General features: G+C 70.2%; 19 protein-coding genes. 7 read left to right on the forward strand and 12 right to left on the reverse strand.

Features of this window, described 5'->3' with window-relative positions; genetic code table 11:
- Window positions 1-41 precede the first annotated feature (41 nt).
- Window positions 42-1,163 (reverse strand): substrate-binding domain-containing protein, encoded by a 1,122-nt coding sequence (locus KAF39_RS05545; protein ID WP_210676326.1) that lies wholly within the window; start codon window positions 1,161-1,163, stop codon window positions 42-44.
- Between the two features lie 223 nt (window positions 1,164-1,386).
- Between KAF39_RS05545 and KAF39_RS05550 the strand changes: the two genes are divergently transcribed.
- On the forward strand, window positions 1,387-3,045 hold the full coding sequence (locus tag KAF39_RS05550; RefSeq protein WP_210676327.1) for an Ig-like domain-containing protein: 1,659 nt from the start codon (window positions 1,387-1,389) through the stop codon (window positions 3,043-3,045).
- Window positions 3,046-3,141: 96 nt separating this feature from the next.
- Here the strand turns inward: KAF39_RS05550 and KAF39_RS05555 are convergent, their stop codons facing one another.
- On the reverse strand, window positions 3,142-3,486 hold the full coding sequence (locus KAF39_RS05555) for a TraR/DksA C4-type zinc finger protein (protein ID WP_210676328.1): 345 nt from the start codon (window positions 3,484-3,486) through the stop codon (window positions 3,142-3,144).
- A gap of 318 nt (window positions 3,487-3,804) precedes the next feature.
- On the reverse strand, window positions 3,805-6,342 hold the full coding sequence (locus tag KAF39_RS05560; protein WP_210676329.1) for an MMPL family transporter: 2,538 nt from the start codon (window positions 6,340-6,342) through the stop codon (window positions 3,805-3,807).
- 68 nt (window positions 6,343-6,410) lie between these two features.
- On the opposite strand from KAF39_RS05560, the gene KAF39_RS05565 reads away from it, so the two are divergent.
- Window positions 6,411-7,004: a TetR/AcrR family transcriptional regulator gene (locus tag KAF39_RS05565; protein ID WP_210676330.1), complete on the forward strand. Its 594-nt coding sequence runs from the start codon at window positions 6,411-6,413 to the stop codon at window positions 7,002-7,004.
- On the opposite strand, the gene KAF39_RS05570 is transcribed toward KAF39_RS05565, so the two are convergent.
- The 5 genes from KAF39_RS05570 to KAF39_RS05590 all read right to left on the reverse strand — a co-directional run bounded on the left by KAF39_RS05570 (window position 6,985) and on the right by KAF39_RS05590 (window position 11,294).
- Complete coding sequence (locus tag KAF39_RS05570; protein WP_210676331.1) at window positions 6,985-7,128, reverse strand: hypothetical protein; 144 nt, start codon at window positions 7,126-7,128, stop codon at window positions 6,985-6,987. The two genes, KAF39_RS05565 and KAF39_RS05570, sit on opposite strands and share 20 nt — an antisense overlap.
- Window positions 7,128-9,455 carry a phosphoribosylformylglycinamidine synthase subunit PurL gene (purL, locus tag KAF39_RS05575; protein ID WP_210676332.1) on the reverse strand — a complete coding sequence of 776 codons (2,328 nt, stop codon included), beginning with the start codon at window positions 9,453-9,455 and terminating at the stop codon, window positions 7,128-7,130. The genes KAF39_RS05570 and purL overlap by 1 nt, the downstream gene beginning before the upstream one ends.
- 109 nt (window positions 9,456-9,564) lie before the next feature.
- Window positions 9,565-9,945, reverse strand: coding sequence for a PIN domain-containing protein (locus tag KAF39_RS05580; protein ID WP_210676333.1), 381 nt, complete (start codon window positions 9,943-9,945; stop codon window positions 9,565-9,567).
- Window positions 9,942-10,196 carry a type II toxin-antitoxin system Phd/YefM family antitoxin gene (locus tag KAF39_RS16235; protein ID WP_210676334.1) on the reverse strand — a complete coding sequence of 85 codons (255 nt, stop codon included), beginning with the start codon at window positions 10,194-10,196 and terminating at the stop codon, window positions 9,942-9,944. The genes KAF39_RS05580 and KAF39_RS16235 overlap by 4 nt, the downstream gene beginning before the upstream one ends.
- Before the next feature lie 147 nt (window positions 10,197-10,343).
- On the reverse strand, window positions 10,344-11,294 hold the full coding sequence (locus KAF39_RS05590) for a YafY family protein (protein ID WP_210676335.1): 951 nt from the start codon (window positions 11,292-11,294) through the stop codon (window positions 10,344-10,346).
- A gap of 99 nt (window positions 11,295-11,393) precedes the next feature.
- On the opposite strand from KAF39_RS05590, the gene KAF39_RS05595 reads away from it, so the two are divergent.
- The 3 genes from KAF39_RS05595 (at window position 11,394) to KAF39_RS05605 (ending at window position 13,081) form a co-directional block, all read left to right on the forward strand.
- Window positions 11,394-11,834, forward strand: coding sequence for a VOC family protein (locus KAF39_RS05595; RefSeq protein ID WP_210676336.1), 441 nt, complete (start codon window positions 11,394-11,396; stop codon window positions 11,832-11,834).
- A gap of 289 nt (window positions 11,835-12,123) precedes the next feature.
- Window positions 12,124-12,351: a hypothetical protein gene (locus tag KAF39_RS05600; protein WP_210676337.1), complete on the forward strand. Its 228-nt coding sequence runs from the start codon at window positions 12,124-12,126 to the stop codon at window positions 12,349-12,351.
- Between the two features lie 7 nt (window positions 12,352-12,358).
- Window positions 12,359-13,081, forward strand: coding sequence for a 3-keto-5-aminohexanoate cleavage protein (locus tag KAF39_RS05605; RefSeq protein ID WP_210676338.1), 723 nt, complete (start codon window positions 12,359-12,361; stop codon window positions 13,079-13,081).
- Window positions 13,082-13,398: 317 nt separating this feature from the next.
- Here the strand turns inward: KAF39_RS05605 and KAF39_RS05610 are convergent, their stop codons facing one another.
- Window positions 13,399-13,776, reverse strand: coding sequence for a VOC family protein (locus tag KAF39_RS05610; RefSeq protein WP_210676339.1), 378 nt, complete (start codon window positions 13,774-13,776; stop codon window positions 13,399-13,401).
- 108 nt (window positions 13,777-13,884) lie between these two features.
- Between KAF39_RS05610 and KAF39_RS05615 the strand changes: the two genes are divergently transcribed.
- Window positions 13,885-14,217 (forward strand): hypothetical protein, encoded by a 333-nt coding sequence (locus tag KAF39_RS05615; RefSeq protein ID WP_210676340.1) that lies wholly within the window; start codon window positions 13,885-13,887, stop codon window positions 14,215-14,217.
- A 62-nt stretch (window positions 14,218-14,279) separates the two neighbouring features.
- Here the strand turns inward: KAF39_RS05615 and KAF39_RS05620 are convergent, their stop codons facing one another.
- The gene (locus tag KAF39_RS05620; protein WP_210676341.1) at window positions 14,280-15,281 is read right to left on the reverse strand and encodes an SDR family NAD(P)-dependent oxidoreductase; all 1,002 of its coding nucleotides are present in this window, start codon (window positions 15,279-15,281) and stop codon (window positions 14,280-14,282) included.
- A 75-nt stretch (window positions 15,282-15,356) separates the two neighbouring features.
- On the opposite strand from KAF39_RS05620, the gene KAF39_RS05625 reads away from it, so the two are divergent.
- Window positions 15,357-15,929 carry a TetR/AcrR family transcriptional regulator gene (locus KAF39_RS05625; RefSeq protein ID WP_307805093.1) on the forward strand — a complete coding sequence of 191 codons (573 nt, stop codon included), beginning with the start codon at window positions 15,357-15,359 and terminating at the stop codon, window positions 15,927-15,929.
- Window positions 15,930-16,371: 442 nt separating this feature from the next.
- Here the strand turns inward: KAF39_RS05625 and KAF39_RS05630 are convergent, their stop codons facing one another.
- Both KAF39_RS05630 and KAF39_RS05635 read right to left on the reverse strand, forming a co-directional pair.
- A complete protein-coding gene (locus tag KAF39_RS05630; RefSeq protein ID WP_210676342.1) occupies window positions 16,372-16,647 on the reverse strand; it encodes a hypothetical protein in 276 nt (91 codons plus the stop codon).
- 375 nt (window positions 16,648-17,022) lie between these two features.
- On the reverse strand, window positions 17,023-17,958 hold the full coding sequence (locus tag KAF39_RS05635) for a hypothetical protein (protein WP_210676343.1): 936 nt from the start codon (window positions 17,956-17,958) through the stop codon (window positions 17,023-17,025).
- Window positions 17,959-18,291: the final 333 nt, after the last annotated feature.

Consider the following 18,291-nt stretch of genomic DNA (forward strand, 5'->3'; position numbering starts at 1 on the left):
GCTCACCTCTTCTCGAGGGGGCGGCCCTCGTCGACTCCACCCTAAGATGGGGTCGGCAGATGTGCAAGCGGTTGCACGGAAGGGGTGCCGAGGGCGGATCGGGCTCGGCTCGACGAACGCCGGCGCACCTCCGGTTGCAGCAGCATCCGCACCGGTGCCGGGCGCCCGGCGCCGTCCAGCCGCGCCAGCAGGGTCGAGGCGGCGAGGCGACCGATCTCGCGCTTCGGCGGGGAGACGGCGGTCAGGGGCACCGGGGCGTGCGCGGCCTCTTCGTCGTCGTGGGAGACGAGCGCGACGTCCTCGGGCACCGACAGCCCGACGCCGTGGAGATGCGGGAGCAGCGCGATCGCCTCCCGGTCGCCCAGGCACACCACCGCGTCCAGGGCGAGCTCGCGAACGCGCCGCGCGTAGGCCGCCAGGGCCGGGGCGTCCCACGACGAGCGCCGCTCCGTCCCGTCGGCGACGTCGGTGAGGCCGAGGTCGTCGATCCCGCGTTGGAAGCCGCGCCAGGCGGCCGCCGACGTGGCGGTGTCGCGTCGCCCGAGGAACCCGATCCGCCGCCGTCCCGCGGCCGCGAGATGCCGGACCGCCGCATAGCCGCCGGCCACGACGTCGGTGCAGACGGCCGAGAGGGTGTCGTCCGGCGGAGCGCCGGTCGGCAGCCGCTCCATCAGTACGACGGGCACGGGGAGCGCGCGCAGCAGGTCGAGGCGGGCGGACGGGTCGGCGCGATGCAGGGTGGGGGTGAGGAGGAGGCCGTCGCAGCCGTCGGCGATGGCCTCCCGGATGCGGCGGATCTCGATCGCGTCGTCGTACGCGCTGGAGGTGACGCGCAGGGTGGCTCCGGCGGCCGCGGCCACCTCGGCGACGCCCGCCACCACGGCGGGGAAGTAGTAATCGAGCGACGGCACGATCACCCCGATCCGCCGCCGCGCCCGCGCGGCCACGTAGGTGCCCGCGCCCTGGCGTCGCACGACCAGTCCCTCGGCGGCGAGCAGGGCCAGCGCGCGGCGCACGGTGTTGACGCCGACCGCGTGCGCGCCGGCCAGCGCGGTCTCCGGGGGCAGGCGGTCGCCGGGTGTCCACTCGCCCGCCGCGATGCGCCCGCGAAGCTGTGCGGCGAGGCTCCGGAACAGCGGCTGGGTGTTCGGAAAAGCGCTCACACGACCCTCCCGTCCGTGGGTGTCCGCTCTGTGCAACCGTATTCATTCCGGGGGTGCGGGACAAGGGTCCCCCGGCGGCGGCGGATCTCCGGTGGGCCGGCAGAGGAGCGCAGTCCTTCCCCGATTCCTTCCCTCCCGCGTCTCCCGCGTTGACCCGTCTCCCGCGCCGCGTCACGGTGGCAGTCACGACGACTCCGCGCCGCGCGGAGCGGAAGGAGACACGATGAGACGCACACGCTGGCTGTCGGCGCTGGTCGCCGCCACCCTTCTCGCCGGCGGGGCGGTCGCCTCGAGCGGCGCCGCCTCCGCCCAGACGGTCACGACCGCCCTCGCCATCACCTCGCCGACCGACGGTGCTGTCGTCAGCGGCTCGACCCTCACCGTCGAGGGCAGCTTCGCCAACGCCGCCGAGCTCGTGCTCGTCGTCGGGGCGCAGGAACTGGTGCCCATCCCGACCACCGGCACCTCCGGCACCTGGAGCGTCGACCTCGACATCGCGGACGTCGACGGACGGCTCGATCTCGCCGTCCGCGGCCGCGACCTCACGACGCTGTACACGACCTGGTCGGACTTCCTCGCCGTGGAGGTCGACAACCCCGCCGCCTCGCGTCCTGTCGTCAGCATCGCGTCGCCCGCCGAAGGGGCGTATGCGGGCGCGAGCCTGGACGTCGAGGTCGCGGTGCAGTCGGATCGTGCGCTGACGGCGGTCGAGGTGCGGGTCGACGGCGGTGCCTGGCAGGCCGCCACCGCGCAGTCCGGTGGGCTGTACGCGACGTCGTTCCCCGTTGGGTCCGCGCGGTTCGCGAGCATCGAGGCGCGGGCCGTCGATGCGTCCGGGCACACGGGTGAGTCAACGACCACCTACGTGGCCCTCGGCGGGGCGACCCCGGAGGCCCCCGTCGTCTACGACCAGGACCGCGCGATGTGGATCTGGGAGCGCGCCTCGTACGAGGCCGTCTTCGACACCGACGCCCGTGACCGTCTCGGCGCCGTCATGGACGACACGACGACCTTCGGCTCCGACCCCATCCGCACGATCTACCTCGGCGTCGACAAGTACGGCAGCACCGACATGCTGCGGGACTCGCGGTCCGAGGTGGCGGCGTTCGTCCAGTGGGCGCGCGGCCGCGGCTACCACGTGCAGGCCACCGTCGCCGGTGGCACGCGTCCGCCCTATCTCGGGGCGCTGGAGCAGTTCGAGCACTTCGCCGTCGACGAGTTCGAGAAGGTCCTCGACTACAACCTCGCCGTGCCGGAGTCGGCCCGCTTCGACGGCATCAACGTCGACATCGAGCCGTACATCCTGTCCGCGTGGAAGGAGCCGGGCAACGGCGGCCTGCCCGTCCGCTGGCTCGAGGTGCTCGACACGCTCATCGAACGTCGGGATGCCTCGGGGCTCCCGGTGCTCGTGGGTCCGGCCATTCCGCGCTGGCTCGACTCGTCGGCCTGCTGCACGTCCATCACCTGGAACGGGCAGACGAAGGCCCTCAGCGATCACATCCAGGACATGACCGACTACATCGCGATCATGGACTATCGGGACACCGCGGACGGCAGCGCCGGGATCATCGCGCAGGCGCAACACGAGATCGACTACGCGAACCAGATCGGCAAGCCGAACTCGGTCGTCGTCGGCATCGAGACGAAGGACCTCTCGGGCACCGGTGATCCGGAGACGGTGACGTTCTGGGAGGAGGGGCGCACCTACCTCGAGGGCGAGCTCGACAAGACCTACGCCGCGTTCCAGGACGACGCCTCGTTCGGAGGCATCGCCATGCACCACTACGACGATCTGCTGATGCTGCCGTCCGCCTGGGACGACACCCCGCCGGTCTACTACCCGGTGCCCGGCGCCGGCCCGGGAGGCCCCGCCCTCCCCTGACCCGTGGTCACATCTTCGGAGATCCCGGCCGGCACGCCGTCGACAGTCCCTGTCGCCCGGCGTGCCGGCCCACGTCTCCGAAGTCGTGCCCGTGCGTCAGCGGCCGAGCTTCTCGGCGCAGGCCACGCAGTACTCGGCGAACGGCCGCACCTCCAGGCGTTCCGGCGGGATGGGACGCCCGCAGTGCGCGCAGATGCCGTACGTGCCGGCGTCCATCCGCGCGAGAGCATCCTCCACCTGACGCCGCTCCGCTTCCGCCGCCTCCGCGAGGCCCGCGAGCCGCGACCACTCCGACGAGAGCGTGACCCCTTCCGGGTCGTGCTCGTCGTCATCGTTCGACCCTTCGCGGTCGTGCATGAGCTCCGCGAGCGTGGCCGAGGTGGCCCGCACGCGGGCTTCGGCCTCGTCGCGCCGCTCTTCCAGCAGTGCACGGAGGTCCATCCGCCCACTCTAGGCGCCCGACGGCCGGGTGCAGGCGCTTGCGCGGGTTCAGGCGCCGCCAGTGGGAGTTGCCTGTGCTGGTGGGTGTGCCTGCCTCCCCTGGAACGCCTGTCCTGCCGGTCGGTGTCCCGGGTGCAGGCGGTCGCGCGGGTTCAGGCACCACCAGTGGGAGTTGCCTGTGCTGGCGGGTGTGCCTGCCTCCCCTGGAACGCCTGTCCTGCCGGTCGGTGTCTCGGGTTCAGGTGCTCGCGCGGGTTCAGGCACCACCAGTGAGAGTTGCCTGAACTCGCGAGAATGCCTGTCCTGCGGAAACGCGATTCAGCCGCGACGGGTGCGCGGAGGCTCGACGGTGGGGACGGCGTCGGTGTGCACGCTGGGGTGGTCGCGCTCCAGCGCCGCCCCCTCCATGTCGACGTTGGGGAGAAGGCGGTCGAGCCACCGTGGCAGCCACCAGGCCGAGCGTCCGAGCAGATGCATGAGCGCGGGCATCAGCAGCATCCGCACCACGAACGCGTCGAGCAGCACGCCGAACGCGAGACCGAACCCGATGGACCGGATGATGGTCGACTCCGAGAACACGAACCCGCCGAACACCGACACCATGATGAGCGCGGCGGCGATCACGACCGACCGCCCCGCCCGGAATCCCTGGGCCACGGCGTCGCGCGCGGAGGCGCCGTGCACGTATGCCTCCCGCATGCCTGAGGCGAGGAAGAGCTGGTAGTCCATCGCGAGTCCGAACAGGATCCCGACGAGGATCACCGGCAGGAAGCTCAGGATCGGACCCGTGCTGTGCAGCCCGATGAGGTCGGCACCCCAGCCCCACTGGAACACCGCGACGATGAGCCCGTACGTGGCGAACAGCGACAGCACGAAACCGCCGGTGGCGATGAGCGGAACGAGCAGCGAGCGGAACACGACGATCATGATGAGCAGCGACAGCCCGACGACGACCACGAGGTAGAGCGGCAGCACACCGGCGAGGGCTTCGGAGATGTCGATGTTGGTGGCGGCCTGTCCGGCCACGCCGAGGGTGATGCCGCCGTCGATCTCGGGGAGGGCCCGGAGATCCTGCACGAGCTTCTCGGTGGAGGCGCTGTTCGGTCCTTCGGCGGGCAGCACCTGGAAGGCGAGGAGCGTGTTGTCGTCAGAGGTCGCGATGGGCGCGACGGCGACCACGTCGTCCTGCGCGGCGATCTTCTCGGCCACGGTCACCTGGGTGGCCAGGAGGTCGTCGTCGCTGACGGCGTCGTCGAGGGTCGCGGTGACCAGGAGCGGTCCGTTCGCGCCGGCGCCGAACTGCTCGTCGACGGCCTGGAACGCCCGGTAGCTGGTGGAGTCGGCGGGCTCGCTCGACCCGTCCGGCAGGCCGAGGCGCATCGACATCGACGGGATCGCGATGAGGAGCAGGGCGACGACGCTGACGACGGCGGTGACGATCGCGCGCAGCGTGGACATGCGGCGCACGGGCTTCCCGGCCGCATGCTCCTGGCCGATCGTCGCGCGCGCCTTGCGGCCGAGGAGGCGGGTGCCGACGAGGCCGAGGATCGCGGGAGCGAGGGTCACGGCGACGAGCACGGCGACCGCGACGCACACGGCACCCACGGTGCCCATGAGGCCGAGGAACGGCACGCCCGTCACGTTGAGGGCGAGGAGGGCGACGATCACCGTGGTCCCGGCGAACACGACCGCGGTCCCGGAGGTGCCGGTGGCCAGGCCGATGGACTCGCGCACGGGCGACCCGGCCAGCAGCTGCTTGCGGTGCCGGTTCACGATGAAGAGGGAGTAGTCGATGCCGACCGCGAGCCCCAGCATCACGCCGAGGACAGGGGTGACCGAGGCCATGTCGACGACGCCGGAGAACGCCAGCGAGGAGGTGACGCCGACGCCGACGCCGACGACGGCGGTGATGATGGGGAGGGCCGCACCGATCAGCGAGCCCAGCATGACGATGAGTACGACGGCGGCGAAAGCGAGGCCGATGGCCTCGCCGACGCCGAAGATCTCGGGCACGCCCTGAGCGATGTCGGTGCCGAAGTCGACCGTGACGCCGTCGATGTCCTCGTCCTGGAAGTGGGCGATGGTGCTCTGCTTGGTCTCTTCGGCGAGCTCCAGGCGGGGGTCGACGAAGGAGACGTTGACGATCGCGGTGGAGCCGTCCTCCGACACGACGCCGATGCCGTCGGCGAGGTCCAGCAGGGTCGTGCCGAGTTCGAGCTGCTCTGCGTTGGCGTCGAGCTCGTCGCGGTTCGCATCGATGGTGGCCTGCTGGGCATCGAGCTGCGCGAGCTGGGCGTTGAGGTCGGCGAGTTGCGCGTCGATCGCGGCGGTCTGCGCGGCCGGGGCGCCGGCGGCATCGGCCTGCGCGCGGGCACCCTCGAGCTGGGCGATGCCGGCCTCGAGCTGCGTCCGGCCCTCGTCGAGCTGGGCCTGCCCGGCGTCGAGCTGAGCGCGGCCGTTCTCGAGCTGCGTGCGCCCGTCGGTCAGCTCCGCGGCCTGATCCGTCTGCTGCTGCTGGGCGGCGAACGGGTCGACGACGGAGGCGACGCCGTCGAGGTCTTCCGCGCTGGCGGCGAGATCGGAGATCGCCTTCTTCTGCTCGTCGGTGAAGGGTTCCCCGTCGTCGGTGCGGTAGACGACGGTGCCGGTGCCGCCGGCGGTGTCGGGGAGCTTGTCGGCGAGCTGATCGGTCACCTCGCCGGATGCGGTGCCGGGGATGTCGAAGCTGTTGCTCAGCGTGCCGCCGAATGTCAGGAAGGCGCCCACGCCGAGACCGAGGATGACGATCCAGGAGGCGATCACCGTCCAGGCCCGGCGCGCGGCGAAAGAACCCAGACGGAACAGCAGTGAAGCCACGTGATCTCCTTCAGACCAGATGAGCATACGGCACGTCTCGTCTAGGGATCTGTGGCTATCCTGAACGCATGGTGAACGAGCATCGCAGTGGCCCCGTGCGCAGCACCGTGGCCCGCGAGGCGATCCTCGATGCGACGGCCCGGCTCTTCCACAATCGCGGGTACGACCGGCTCACGATCGAGGGCATCGCGCGGGAGGCCAAGGTCGGCAAGCAGACCATCTACCGGTGGTGGCCGTCGCGGGGTGCCCTCATCGGGGAGTGTCTCGCGGAGGGGCGCCTCGTCCCGGTGGATTTCGTCGTGCCGGACACCGGCGACCTGTCCGTCGACGTCGAGACCTGGCTGCGCAGCGTGCTGTCGATTCTGGAGAAGCCGCAGGGTGGCGTGCTGCTGCGCTCGCTCGTGGCCGCGGCGACGGAGGATGCCTCGGTCGGCGCGCATCTCGGGGAGAGCCTCGGCGTGGAGAGGTCGCTCACGGAACGTCTCCGCGGCGGAATCCGCGACGGTCAGCTCCCCGCGGACGCGCCGGTCGAGCAGCTCGGTCGTGCGATCCTCGGGGCCATCATCGTGGAGTCCCTTGGCCGCGAGGTCCACGACCCCGCCTCCGTGGTCGCGCTGACCCGGTACCTGTTCTCGCGCGGTGTCAGCCGAGCAGAAGCGTGAGCACCGTCGCGCCACCGCCACCGAGGATCAGCGCCACGATGACGGTCCACGCGATGATCCGGATGCGCCGGTTGCGCTTCTCGCCGAGGTCGCCGTAGTCCTCGCTGAGGTCGTCGCCGCTCATCAGGCCACCGGCTCGGTGACGGTCGGACCGAAGTACGACGGCAGCGTGGCCTGCGAGCGTTCGCGGAGCTCGGCGGCCGAGACCGTGAAGACGTCCTGCACCTCGAGCTGCGGCTCGCTGTCCGTGACGCCGATCCGGGCGACGGGGTAGCCGCGGCCCTCGCAGAGGCCCCGGAACTTGACGTCGTCCTCGCGCGGCACGGTCACGATCACGCGGCCGGTCGACTCGGAGAACAGGGCGGTCGCGGCGTCCACGCCGTCCCGCTCGATGATCTCGTTGAGCCACACGCGGGCGCCGACGCCGAAGCGCATGACGCCCTCGGCGAGGGCCTGGGCGAGCCCACCCTCGGAGAGATCGTGCGCGGAGGAGATCAGCCATTCGTCGCGGGCTGCGGCGAGCAGGCCGGCGAGGCGCTTCTCGCCCGCGAGGTCGACCTTCGGCGGGCGCCCGCCGAGGTGCTGGTGCACGACCTCGGCCCACGCGGAGCCCGAGAGCTCGGTGGCGGTGGTGCCGAGCAGGTAGATGTTCTGGCCCTCGTCCTGCCATCCGGAGGGGATGCGGCGGGAGACGTCGTCGATGATGCCGAGGACGCCGACCAGCGGGGTCGGGTGGATGGGCACGTCACCGGTCTGGTTGTAGAACGAGACGTTGCCGCCGGTGACCGGGGTGCCCAGCTCGTAGCAGCCGTCCGCGAGGCCGTCGACGGTCTGTCCGAACTGCCACATGACCTCGGGGTTCTCGGGCGAGCCGAAGTTGAGGCAGTCGGTGATCGCGGTCGGTACGGCACCGGTGACGGCGACGTTCCGGTACGCCTCGGCGAGGGCGAGCTGCGCGCCGGCGTACGGGTCGAGCTGGCAGTAGCGGCCGTTGGCGTCCGTCGCGATGGAGAACCCGAGGCCGGACTCCTCGTCGACGCGGATCATGCCGGCGTCGTCGGGGAAGCTCAGCGCCGTGTTGCCGAGCACGTAGTAGTCGTACTGGTTGGTGATCCAGCTCGTGTCGGCGAGGTTCGGGGAGGCGACGAGGGCGAGGAACTGCTCGCGCAGCGTCTCCGGGTCGTTCGCGCGCGGCAGGTTCTCTGCGGCGTCGGCCTGCAGGGCGTCGATCCAGGTCGGGTAGGCGACCGGACGGTCGTAGACGGGGCCGTCGACCGCGACCGTCGACGGGTCGACGTCGACGATGCGCTCGCCCTGCCAGTCGATGATGAGGCGTCCGTCTCCGGTGACCTCGCCGAGCACGGAGGTCTCGACCTCCCACTTGTTCACGACGGCCAGGAAGGCGTCGAGCTTCTCGGGGGCCACGATCGCCATCATGCGCTCCTGCGACTCCGACATGAGGATCTCCTCGGCCGTGAGCGTGGGGTCGCGCAGCAGGACGTTGTCGAGCGAGACGTGCATGCCGCTGTTGCCGTTGGCCGCGAGCTCGCTTGTCGCGCACGAGATGCCGGCGGCGCCGAGGTCCTGGATCGCTTCGACGAGCTCGCCGCGGTACAGCTCGAGGCAGCACTCGATGAGCACCTTCTCGGCGAACGGGTCGCCCACCTGCACCGCGGGGCGCTTGGTCGGGCCGGTCGAGTCGAACGAGTCGGACGCGAGGATGCTCGCGCCGCCGATGCCGTCGCCGCCCGTGCGAGCACCGAACAGGACGACCTTGTTGCCGACGCCGGTCGCGTTCGCGAGCTTGAGGTCTTCGTGGCGGAGCACGCCCACCGCGAGTGCGTTCACGAGCGGGTTGGCCTGGTAGACGCTGTCGAAGACGGTCTCGCCGCCGATGTTCGGAAGGCCCAGGCAGTTGCCGTAGAAGCTGATGCCGCTCGTCACGCCGTGCACGACGCGGGCGGTGTCCGGGTGGTCGATCGCCCCGAAGCGCAGCGCGTCCATGACCGCGACGGGGCGGGCGCCCATCGAGATGATGTCGCGGACGATGCCGCCGACGCCGGTCGCCGCGCCCTGGAACGGCTCGATGAACGACGGGTGGTTGTGCGACTCGGCCTTGAAGGTGACGGCCCAGCCCTCGCCGACGTCGACGACGCCCGCGTTCTGGCCCATGCCCACCATGAGGCGTTCCTTCATCTCGTCGGAGACCTTCTGGCCGAAGCGGCGCAGGTAGTTCTTGCTCGACTTGTAGGAGCAGTGCTCCGACCACATCACCGAGTACATCGCCAGCTCGCCCGAGGTGGGGCGGCGGCCGAGGATCTCCTTGATGCGCGCGTACTCGTCGTCCTTGAGCCCGAGGGCGCCGTATGGCTGCTCCTTCTCGGGGGTCGCGATGGCGTTCTCGACGGAGTCGGGGACGTGCTGGTGGGACGGTGCAGGGGCGGTGGTCACGCGCACTCCAAGGGAAGGGGCCGGCGGGGCGTGTTCAGTCTACCGGCGCGGTCGGGGCGGCTCTCCCGTGCGCGCTGTCGGGCGGCGTCGGGGCGGAGGCGTGGCGGCATCATGGCAGCACGGCGAGGCTGAGGCCCTGCGCGCGCGCTGCGGCCGCCAGCTCGTTGTCGAAGGTGAGGAACGACGTGATCACATCACCGAGCTCGAGGGCGGCGGCAAGGTGGAGGGCGTCCAGCGTGCGGAGTCCGGAATGTGCTCGCACGGCCGCGGTCAGCGTTTCGTTGTCGAGGGAGACGAGCGCGACGCGGTCGAGGAGGTCGACGACGGCCTCGCGGTCGAGGGAACGGCGGTCGGCGATCGCGTGCAGCTCGACGGCGAGGAGGCGTGAGGAGACGAACTCGCTGCCGTTCGCGAAGGCGCGGACGACCGCTGCCGACCCCTCTTCCTCGATGAGTGCCTTCGCGGCTGCCGAGGTGTCGAGGTAGATCACGACCGGTCGGCCCGAAGCTCGCCGAGGATCTCCGTCACGGACAGCGAGTCCGGCACGGGGGCGTGGCGGAGCGGGCCGCTCGTGCGGGGCAGCGTCACCCGCCCGTTGGCGATCATGCGCGTCCAGGCCGTCTCTGCGGGGGGCGAAAGCTCGGCGATCGGGCGCCCGCGGTCTGTCACCGTCAGGTGCTCGCCCGCGGTGACGCGCGCCAGCACCCGCGCGGTCTGCTGATTCAGTTCTGTCTTCGACACGGTGCCCATCTCCTCAGGGTAGATCGAAAGTAGTAGAACTACTACTTTTCTGATTCGTGGGTCCAGTGAACCACCGCTCGGCGACATCGCGAGACCGCTCGGACGGCATCTCCCGAAGCTTCTGGAAAACTCCCCCGCAGGGCTGTATCAGGAGGAGGAGTGCGCTGCCGCGAATCGCCCCGCCAGCGTCTCCGCCGCGTCGCGCAGCGCCTCGGGCCCGACCACCGTGAAGGGTGCGTCGAACCGGGCCACCGCGGCGAGCACGCCCGTCCACGACCAGGAGCCGACCGTGATCCGGCACGAGCCGTCCGACATCGGCACCGCAGTGCCGTCTCCGACCCACGGTGCTACGTCTCGCAGGGGCAGGGCGATGTCCACCACGCCCGTGCACGGCCAGCGGTCCTCGGTCGCTGAGCCCTTGGCGCGGGCGGCGAGGAAGGTCTGCGCGTCCGCGGCAGGGAGAGGTCGCGGTGTGAAGGAAGGCCCGGTCGGCGTCCGCGGCCGCAGTCGATCGAGGCGATACGTGCGCCAGTCGTCCGCGTCCAGGTCCCAGGCCAGCAGGTACCAGCGGCCCTCGCGCGCCACGACGGCATGAGGCTCGGTGCGCCGCGGCGGGCGATCCCCCGCGGAGCCGTAATCGAAGCGGAGCACGGTCCGGTCACGCACGGCCGCGCTCGCCGCCTCCAGCACGGCCGGGTCCACGCGGATCGCGGCGGGCGCTCCGGTGAAGTGGATCCCGTCGATGCGCTGCCGCAGGCGTGAGGGCATGACCTGTCGGACGGTTGCGAGCGCGCGCTGTGCCGCCTCGGCGACCTCGACGCCGGTGGCGCCCGCACTCTGCAGGGCCACGGCGATCGCCACCGCCTGATCGTCGTCGAACAGCAGGGGCGGCATGTCCGATCCCGCTTCGAGGCGATAGCCGCCGTACGGGCCCTTGCTCGAGCTGATGCGGTAGCCGAGCGCGCGCAGTCGATCGACGTCGCGGCGCACCGTGCGGGCCGTGACGCCGAGACGGTCGGCGAGTTCCCCGCCCGGCCAGTCCCGCGTCGCCTGCAGCAGCGACAGCAACGCGAGCATGCGCGAGGAGCTTCCGGTCATGCCTCCATTCTGCGGCGGAAAGAGGACAGAAACCGACCTCTACCTCTGTGACGGTGGAATCCCACGGCCCGATCGTTGGGCCGGGAGACGGAGGACACCATGACTCTCACGACCACCACCCACCTCAACTTCCGCGGAACGGCTCGACAGGCGCTCGACTTCTACCGGTCGGTCTTCGGCGGCGAGGTGACCGCGGCGACCTACGGTCAGTTCGGGATGCCGGAGGGCGTTCCTGGGTTCGACAGGATCGTCTTCGGGCAGCTCGACGGACCCGTGCGGCTGATGGCGTACGACATCCCGGGGGCGGACGATACCGCCGCGACCGCGGGAGCCACCCGTCGCGAGGACGGGATGACGATCACGGACCGCTCCTTCTTCCAGTCGCTGCGGGCGGGCTCCCTGGAAGAACTCCAGCCCGTGTGGGACGCGCTCGTCGAGGGCGCGACGGTGATCGAGCCGCTCGCCGCCTCCGCGTGGTCCGCCGGCTTCGGCATGCTCACCGACCGCTTCGGTGTGACCTGGGTGCTCGACGTCGCCTGACCTCGTCGGATGCTCGACCCGGCCCCTTGCGGTCGACCCGGCCCCTTGCGCCCGTCCGCAACGGGCCGGGACGCACGGAACGGGGTGGCTCGGCGCGCGTGGGGGGACGCGGCCTCTTCCAGCTGACCCACCCCCTTGCGGTCGACCCGGCCCCGTGCGTTCGTCCGCAACGGGCCGGGACGCACGGAAGGGGGTGGTTCGAACACGCCGCGTGGCGGGACACGGCATGTCAAGGGGCTCTTCCGCGTCGGTGGGCTCCCGTAGAAAGGAGGCGGACGAAAGGCAGGGCATGGCCGCAGGAGACATCGAGACGTTCTCGCGCAACGGCATCTGGTTCAACCGCATCCAGGGCGAGTCGCACACGCTCGGCAGCAGCTTCGAGTCGATGGAGGAGGCGGTGAAGGTCGGCCGCGGGGCGGCGACCGCGCGGCAGGTGCGCCACTTCGTTCGCACGGAGGAGGGGCCGTCGGACGACGTCGCCCCGAACGAGGCGCATCCGCGCGACCTCATGTGGTGAGCCGCGGATGATCCTGCAGGCGTGCGTGAACGGTGCCAGGGACGTCGCGGCGCACCCGTGGCTGAGCGCTGATGAGACGGTGGTCGCGCAGGATGCCGCGGCGGCCGTCGATGCCGGCGCGACCGAGATCCATGTGCACCCGAAGAACGCCGCCGGACGCGATTCCCTCGCCCCCGAAGACGTGCAGCGCTGGCTGGGTGCCGTCCGGGCCGCGGTCCCGGGCGTGCCCGTGGGTGTGACGACGGGAGAGTGGGCCGAACCGGACCTCGCCCGTCGCCTCGTGGCGATCGAGGGGTGGACGGAGCTCCCCGACTACGCCTCCGTGAACTGGCACGAGACGGGTGCCGACGAGGTCGCGGCGCTGCTGCGACGGCGAGGGGTCGGCATTGAAGCGGGCATCTGGGACGCGGCGGGGCTCGAGGCGTGGCGGGTGTCACCGGTCCGCGGTGACTGCCTGCGCGTGCTCGTGGAGCTTCCGGCGGAGGCCGCCGACATCGTTCGTCCGCACGCCGAGGGGCTGATCGCCCACGTGGCGCGCGAAGAGCCCGACCTGCCGATCCTCCTGCACGGGGAGGACCTGTCGGCCTGGCCCGCCCTCGATCTCGCCGCAGAGCGCGGACTCGACACGCGCATCGGCCTGGAGGACTCGCTCCTCCTGGCGGACGGCGCTGCCGCTCCGAGCAACGCCGCCCTCGTCCGCGCCGCCCGCGCCCGCCTCCCCCACTCCTGACCCCGCGTCCGCGCCCGGCCTCGGTGTCGGCGCAAAACCGCGCCTCCCATCCCAGCCCCGGGCCCGTTTTCGATCCCGCCAACGTCACCCCCCGCTCGTCCTCGCCCGTGCGAGTGTAGAAACGTCCCTCCCTCACCTACCCCGGGCCCGTTTTCGACCCCGCCAACGTCGCCCCCGCTCGTCCTCGCCCGTGCGAGTGCAAAAACGCTCCTCACGCCCCCGCCCCGGGCGCGTTTTCGACCCCCCCCCAGTGTCGGTCGAAGGCGATCCGCGCGGCACGAAGCGCGCGCCTCGCGTCCTCCCGATCCCTTGCGTGCTCAGGTCTCGTTCCACCCGCGCCAGTCGGGTCGGTCCACGATGCAGAAGCGGTTGCCCTCGGGGTCTTCCATGATGATGTAGTCCGCGTCGTCGGGGCGGCCGTCCCAGTGCACTTCGCGCGCACCGAGCTCGGCGAGGCGTTCCACCTCGGCGGACTGGTCGTCGGCGTAGATGTCGAGGTGGATGCGCGGCGGCAGGACCCGCTCCGAGTGGTGGGCGTCGAGCGCGATGCACGGTGCGTCGGCGTCGCGGGGTGTGAGGACGACCCAGTCGTCCTCGGCGGGGTCTCGCTCGACGTAGTCGAGGGCGGCCTTCCAGAACGCGGTCTGGGCGGCGAGGTCGTTCACGCGGATCACGATCGACACGATCTTCAACATGCGGCGAGCGTACGCGGGGCGTCGACGCCGCAGGAGGGGCTTGCGCAGCCCGGCGCGATCGGTTGGTGTGGACCGGGTCGACGACGCTCGTCCGCTACAGTGCGGATCATGGAGACCGCATCCGGACCAGCGCAGCAGGCAGACATCGACCCGCGGGCGGAGGCGACCCCCGAAGCGGAGGAGGCTGACCTGGCGGAACGTCGGCGTGTGGCCACGAACCGCTTCGGATGGATCGTCGCGTGGGGCGTGTCGGTCGTGGCGCTGATCGTCGGCATCAGCCTGACGAGCGCCGGGACCGTCGAGCAGGCCACCGGCTACGGGGACATCTACGACATCGTCCTGCGAGAGGTCTGGCCCGCGGGTCTCGTTCTCCTCGGGGTGGGCGCGCTCGGCATCATCGCGACCGCACTCGCCACCGCGGTCGTCACGCAGAGGCGCTGACCCCAGACGGAGAACGCCCCCGCCGTTCGGGTCGGCGGGGGCGTCGGTTCCCTGCAGTCGCGTTACTGCACGGACCAGCCGCCGTCGGAGGCGAGGATGGCGCCGTTGATGTTCACGGCGTCGTCCGAGAGCAGGAAGGTGATCGATGCGGCCAGGTGCTCGGCGGTCGCGACCGTCGGGATGGCCTGCTGGAACGGGGCGAGGCGGCCGGAGCCGTACTCCGACATGTGCGGGGGCATCGGGATGCCGGTGGCGACCCCGCCCGGGGCGACGGAGTTCACGCGGATGCCTTTCGGCCCGTACATGAAGGCGGCCGACTTGGTGACTCCGATGATGCCGTGCTTGCTGGCCGTGTAGGCGTTGCCTGAGGCGTTGCCGCGGAGGCCGGCCTCGCTCGACACGTTGAGGATCGCACCGCGACCGGCCTTCTCCATGACGGGGATGACCGCGCGCATGAGCTTGAACGGCGCGGTGAGGTTGATCGCGATGACGCGGTCCCACACGGCATCCGGGGTCTCGCCGGCGGGGGAGAAGTCGTCGTTGATGCCGGCGACGTTCGCGAGCCCGTCGATGCGGTCGCCCGCGGCGGCGACGACGGCGTCGATCGCCTCCTGCGTGGTGAGATCGCCCGCGACCGTGACGATGTCGGCGTCCGGCAGGTCAGCCTTGAGGGCGTCGAGCTTCTCGGCCGCGATGTCGCTGGCGATCACGCGTCCACCTTCGCGGACGATGCGCGAGGCGGTGGCCTTGCCGATGCCGGAGGCCGCGCCGGTGACGATGACAGTCTTGCCGGCGAAGCGACCCGCGGTGATTTTCTCGGTCCAGCCTTCGGAGGCGTCATCCTCGGGGATCTCGCCGTTGTTCGCGGCGCGCACGAGGTCGTCGACGACCGACTGCGGGAGCTGGCCCTGGCTCATGGCGACGAGCTGCTGCAGCGGGAGTCCGAGCACGGGGGTGAGGAGCTCGGGGTCGGCGCCCGTCTGCTCGAAGAGGACCCGGATGAGCGGGCCGCCGGTGGGGTCGTTCATCCAGTCGCCGATGGTGGAGTGTGCGGTGAGGGCCATGCTCTTTCTCCTTGCTCGGGTTTCGCAACGGTGCGTCTACTTATGTTCCAGTGTACGCCTCTGTACGCTCGAAAGGTGCCCCGTCCTCGCAGTGAAAAGGCCCGCCAGTCCGTGCTGGAGGCGATGCGTCGCGCGCTCGCCGCAGACGGATACGAGGCCGTGACGATCGAGGGTCTCGCGGCTGAGGCGGAGGTGTCGAAGCAGACGATCTACCGGTGGTGGCCGTCGAAGGCCGCGATCCTCGGGGAAGCGCTGCTCGAGGGGGCGATCCCTGGTTCAGATGTCGTCGTGCCGATGACGGACGACCTCGGCGCGGACCTGCGCGCATGGTTCACAGCGGTGTCCGCGGGGCTCGCTCGACCCGAGGGCGTCTCGCTCGCGCGGGCGCTCATCGAGGTGACGGCGGCTGATCCGGAGCTGGGGCTCGTCTTGAACGAGCGGCTGGCGGCGCCGATCCGGGAGTGGGTGGCGGAACGCGTCGCGCGCGGACGCGATGCGGGGGACGTGCGTGCGGATGTGGATGTCGCGGCGGTCGCCGACGAGTTCATCGCGATCGCCTCATACTCCGCTCTTATCGGACAGCCGTTGAGTGTGGAGCGCGTGGAGGAGACGGTGGTGCGGTTGCTGCGGGGGATCGCGGCGGGTTGAGTCTCTCGAGGGCTCTTGAAGGTGTAGTCGGGAATATGGCGAGCGTCGTCATATGTATGCTTTTATTGCCCACATGAACCAAATGACCCGATCGCGCGACCTGCTTCTTGCAGCTAGTCTCCGCCGTCGGAGAGCCGAGAAGACCACGGTGCGGGCGGAAGGTGTGGAGACGACGGTAGCTCTAAACGGAATCGGCTGGATGCGACCTTGGGCGACTAAGCCATGTCTTACATTGCGGTAGGGGTGGCGCTTCTCCTCTGGGGCGCCTTGGTGGGGCGGCTTGGTTTGAAGGTTGGTGCTGTCCTCGCGGTCATCCCTGTCCTGATCTGGTTGGGTTTCGTGGCCTGGTTCTCGTGGACGGGAAACCTCGATACTCCCGCAGGAGACGCGCTCCCCGCTTATTTGGTGATCGGACTCCTTGCCTTCCTCACTGGTTCACACCTCACTGGTCGATCGGCTGCTTCGGGGAGTGCCCGCGATAACTCGTGATCATCGCGACGTACCAGGTGGAGACGGCGACGGCGGCAGTCGCATCGAGCGCGGGAGCGAGCGGGGGAAGGAAGTCGTCGCCGACCAGAGCCACGACGAACCACGTCCATACGCACAGGGTGAAGATCAGGTGGCGGCGCGGGTGCGTGATCGTTTCGAACCACGTCGAATGCGCGACGATGAGCGGCTGCTCCGATCGCACGTCACGCACCATCGGGATTCCGGCCATTCGTCGCCCTTCGGGTTAGCCAACGCCTCATCATGTGCATGTACCACGCAGCACCGATCAGCGCGGTGATCACGAACAACCATGGCCCTGTAGGGGGATAGAGCACTGAGAGCACCGTGGTTGCTGCGATCAGCAGACCCATCGCGATCGTCAGTGCCCGTTCTCGCCCGCGCTCTGTGATGACTCCCCACCACGTTCGCGGCACATCTCTCATCTGCGGGGACCCCCTCGGTACGTGTCGACCCACCAGGCCAAGCCCGGAACGACGTACGGCTGGGTGGCGGTGACCTGGACACAGCGTTTCGGGCTGGGCCTTTGGGGGCGAAGCATCGTGGCTCCCTTCTCGCGTGGCTCGGTGTGAGCGAAAGACGCGCATCAGCGACTCGCGATGCGCTGCAGATCCGCATCGGTGACGTCCTGAAAGCCGATCGACACGGGCGCGAGGCGAGCGGTGTGTGTCTTGCCGCTATCGTCCGTGTAGTCAATGGCCGGGCTCATGACGCGGAAGTCGAAGTCTCCTTCGCACGCAAGCTCCGCTGTGACGGTGTGCGACCGGGCATCCAACGAGACCTCGTCTGCGCGGACGTCTGGTGACCCCGGGTCGAAGCGCTGGACCGACGCCACCGCATCAGGAACGGGGAAGTCGGCTGTTGTGCATCGCGGCATCCCGACCACGTCCGCACCGGCGTCTTCGGAGACGAAATCGTCGGCCGGCGCACCCGTCAGCGACCAGCCGCCGACGGGCACCTGGATGATCGTCGAGGAGCCTGCGAAGACGAGGCCGACCGTATGGAACGACAGCCCTGTGGGGGGAATGGCGACAGTGAAGGTGACGTTGCCGAGCGTGACCCCGTCGGCATCGTCTCCGCGGGCGACGGTGAAGTCGCCCGGTGGGACCGAGAGGTCGTCCGAGAGCACGATGCCGGTGAGGTTGGTCCAGATCGCGTCGTCGGCCTCGGCGACGAAGATCAGGTTGATCGGGTAGGTCGCGCCGGTCGGCTGGACGATCGTCGCGGATGTGCGAGCGAACGAGGCGGTCGAACGTGGCGTCTCCCCGGGAGAGCAGGATGCCAGGGTGGCGAAGAGGCTCAATGCGAAGATGCTCCACATGCTGAGCGTTGCGACGAGGTTCTGACGGGGGCGCGAGAGCATTGAGACCCACGGGCGGTCGCCTTCGGGCGGATCATTAGCGAAGATGTGGACTCCCACGGTGCTCCTGCTCGATATCAATACGAGAGTTGCGCTGAAGTCGGCGGTAGGCCGATCTTCCCGAGAAGGAGATGACGTACCCCGTACCACCGACGACGACAAGCCAGAAGAGGATGACCGTGACCGCGAAGACGTTTCCGAACATTGGGGTTCCTTCGTGCTGCGGCGCCGGCGGCGCCTAATAGGTGGAGACGGATGTGCCGCTAACGCGGACCCCGACTGCCACTTGTCGTTGTGTTGGCCGGCCGGCGGTACCGGCAGCGTCACGCTCTCGGACCGTAGCCCGGCCGTGGCTCACGGCGTGGGCCTGGGCGGCGACCAACCCCGGCGCGCGTCGCGATATCGCTTCATCATCCAGAAGTGCCACAGGGCGGCGCCCGTTCCCGCGCTCGGTTCGAGCGCCGGAGCGAGCTGCGGCACAGAGTTCGCGCCTAC

It is taken from the genome of Microbacterium sp. BLY, assembly GCF_017939615.1.
Taxonomy (GTDB): Bacteria; Actinomycetota; Actinomycetes; order Actinomycetales; family Microbacteriaceae; genus Microbacterium.

Bases quoted from the DNA above. Each gene is read 5' to 3' on its own strand.
- KAF39_RS05550 (WP_210676327.1), top strand. From the start codon at position 1,387: ATGAGACGCACACGCTGGCTGTCGGCGCTGGTCGCCGCCACCCTTCTC.
- KAF39_RS05555 (WP_210676328.1), bottom strand. From the start codon at position 3,486: ATGGACCTCCGTGCACTGCTGGAAGAGCGGCGCGACGAGGCCGAAGCC.
- KAF39_RS05565 (WP_210676330.1), top strand. From the start codon at position 6,411: ATGGTGAACGAGCATCGCAGTGGCCCCGTGCGCAGCACCGTGGCCCGC.
- KAF39_RS05570 (WP_210676331.1), bottom strand. From the start codon at position 7,128: ATGAGCGGCGACGACCTCAGCGAGGACTACGGCGACCTCGGCGAGAAG.
- KAF39_RS05590 (WP_210676335.1), bottom strand. From the start codon at position 11,294: ATGACCGGAAGCTCCTCGCGCATGCTCGCGTTGCTGTCGCTGCTGCAG.
- KAF39_RS05595 (WP_210676336.1), top strand. From the start codon at position 11,394: ATGACTCTCACGACCACCACCCACCTCAACTTCCGCGGAACGGCTCGA.
- KAF39_RS05600 (WP_210676337.1), top strand. From the start codon at position 12,124: ATGGCCGCAGGAGACATCGAGACGTTCTCGCGCAACGGCATCTGGTTC.
- KAF39_RS05605 (WP_210676338.1), top strand. From the start codon at position 12,359: ATGATCCTGCAGGCGTGCGTGAACGGTGCCAGGGACGTCGCGGCGCAC.
- KAF39_RS05610 (WP_210676339.1), bottom strand. From the start codon at position 13,776: ATGTTGAAGATCGTGTCGATCGTGATCCGCGTGAACGACCTCGCCGCC.
- KAF39_RS05615 (WP_210676340.1), top strand. From the start codon at position 13,885: ATGGAGACCGCATCCGGACCAGCGCAGCAGGCAGACATCGACCCGCGG.
- KAF39_RS05620 (WP_210676341.1), bottom strand. From the start codon at position 15,281: ATGGCCCTCACCGCACACTCCACCATCGGCGACTGGATGAACGACCCC.
- KAF39_RS05630 (WP_210676342.1), bottom strand. From the start codon at position 16,647: ATGGCCGGAATCCCGATGGTGCGTGACGTGCGATCGGAGCAGCCGCTC.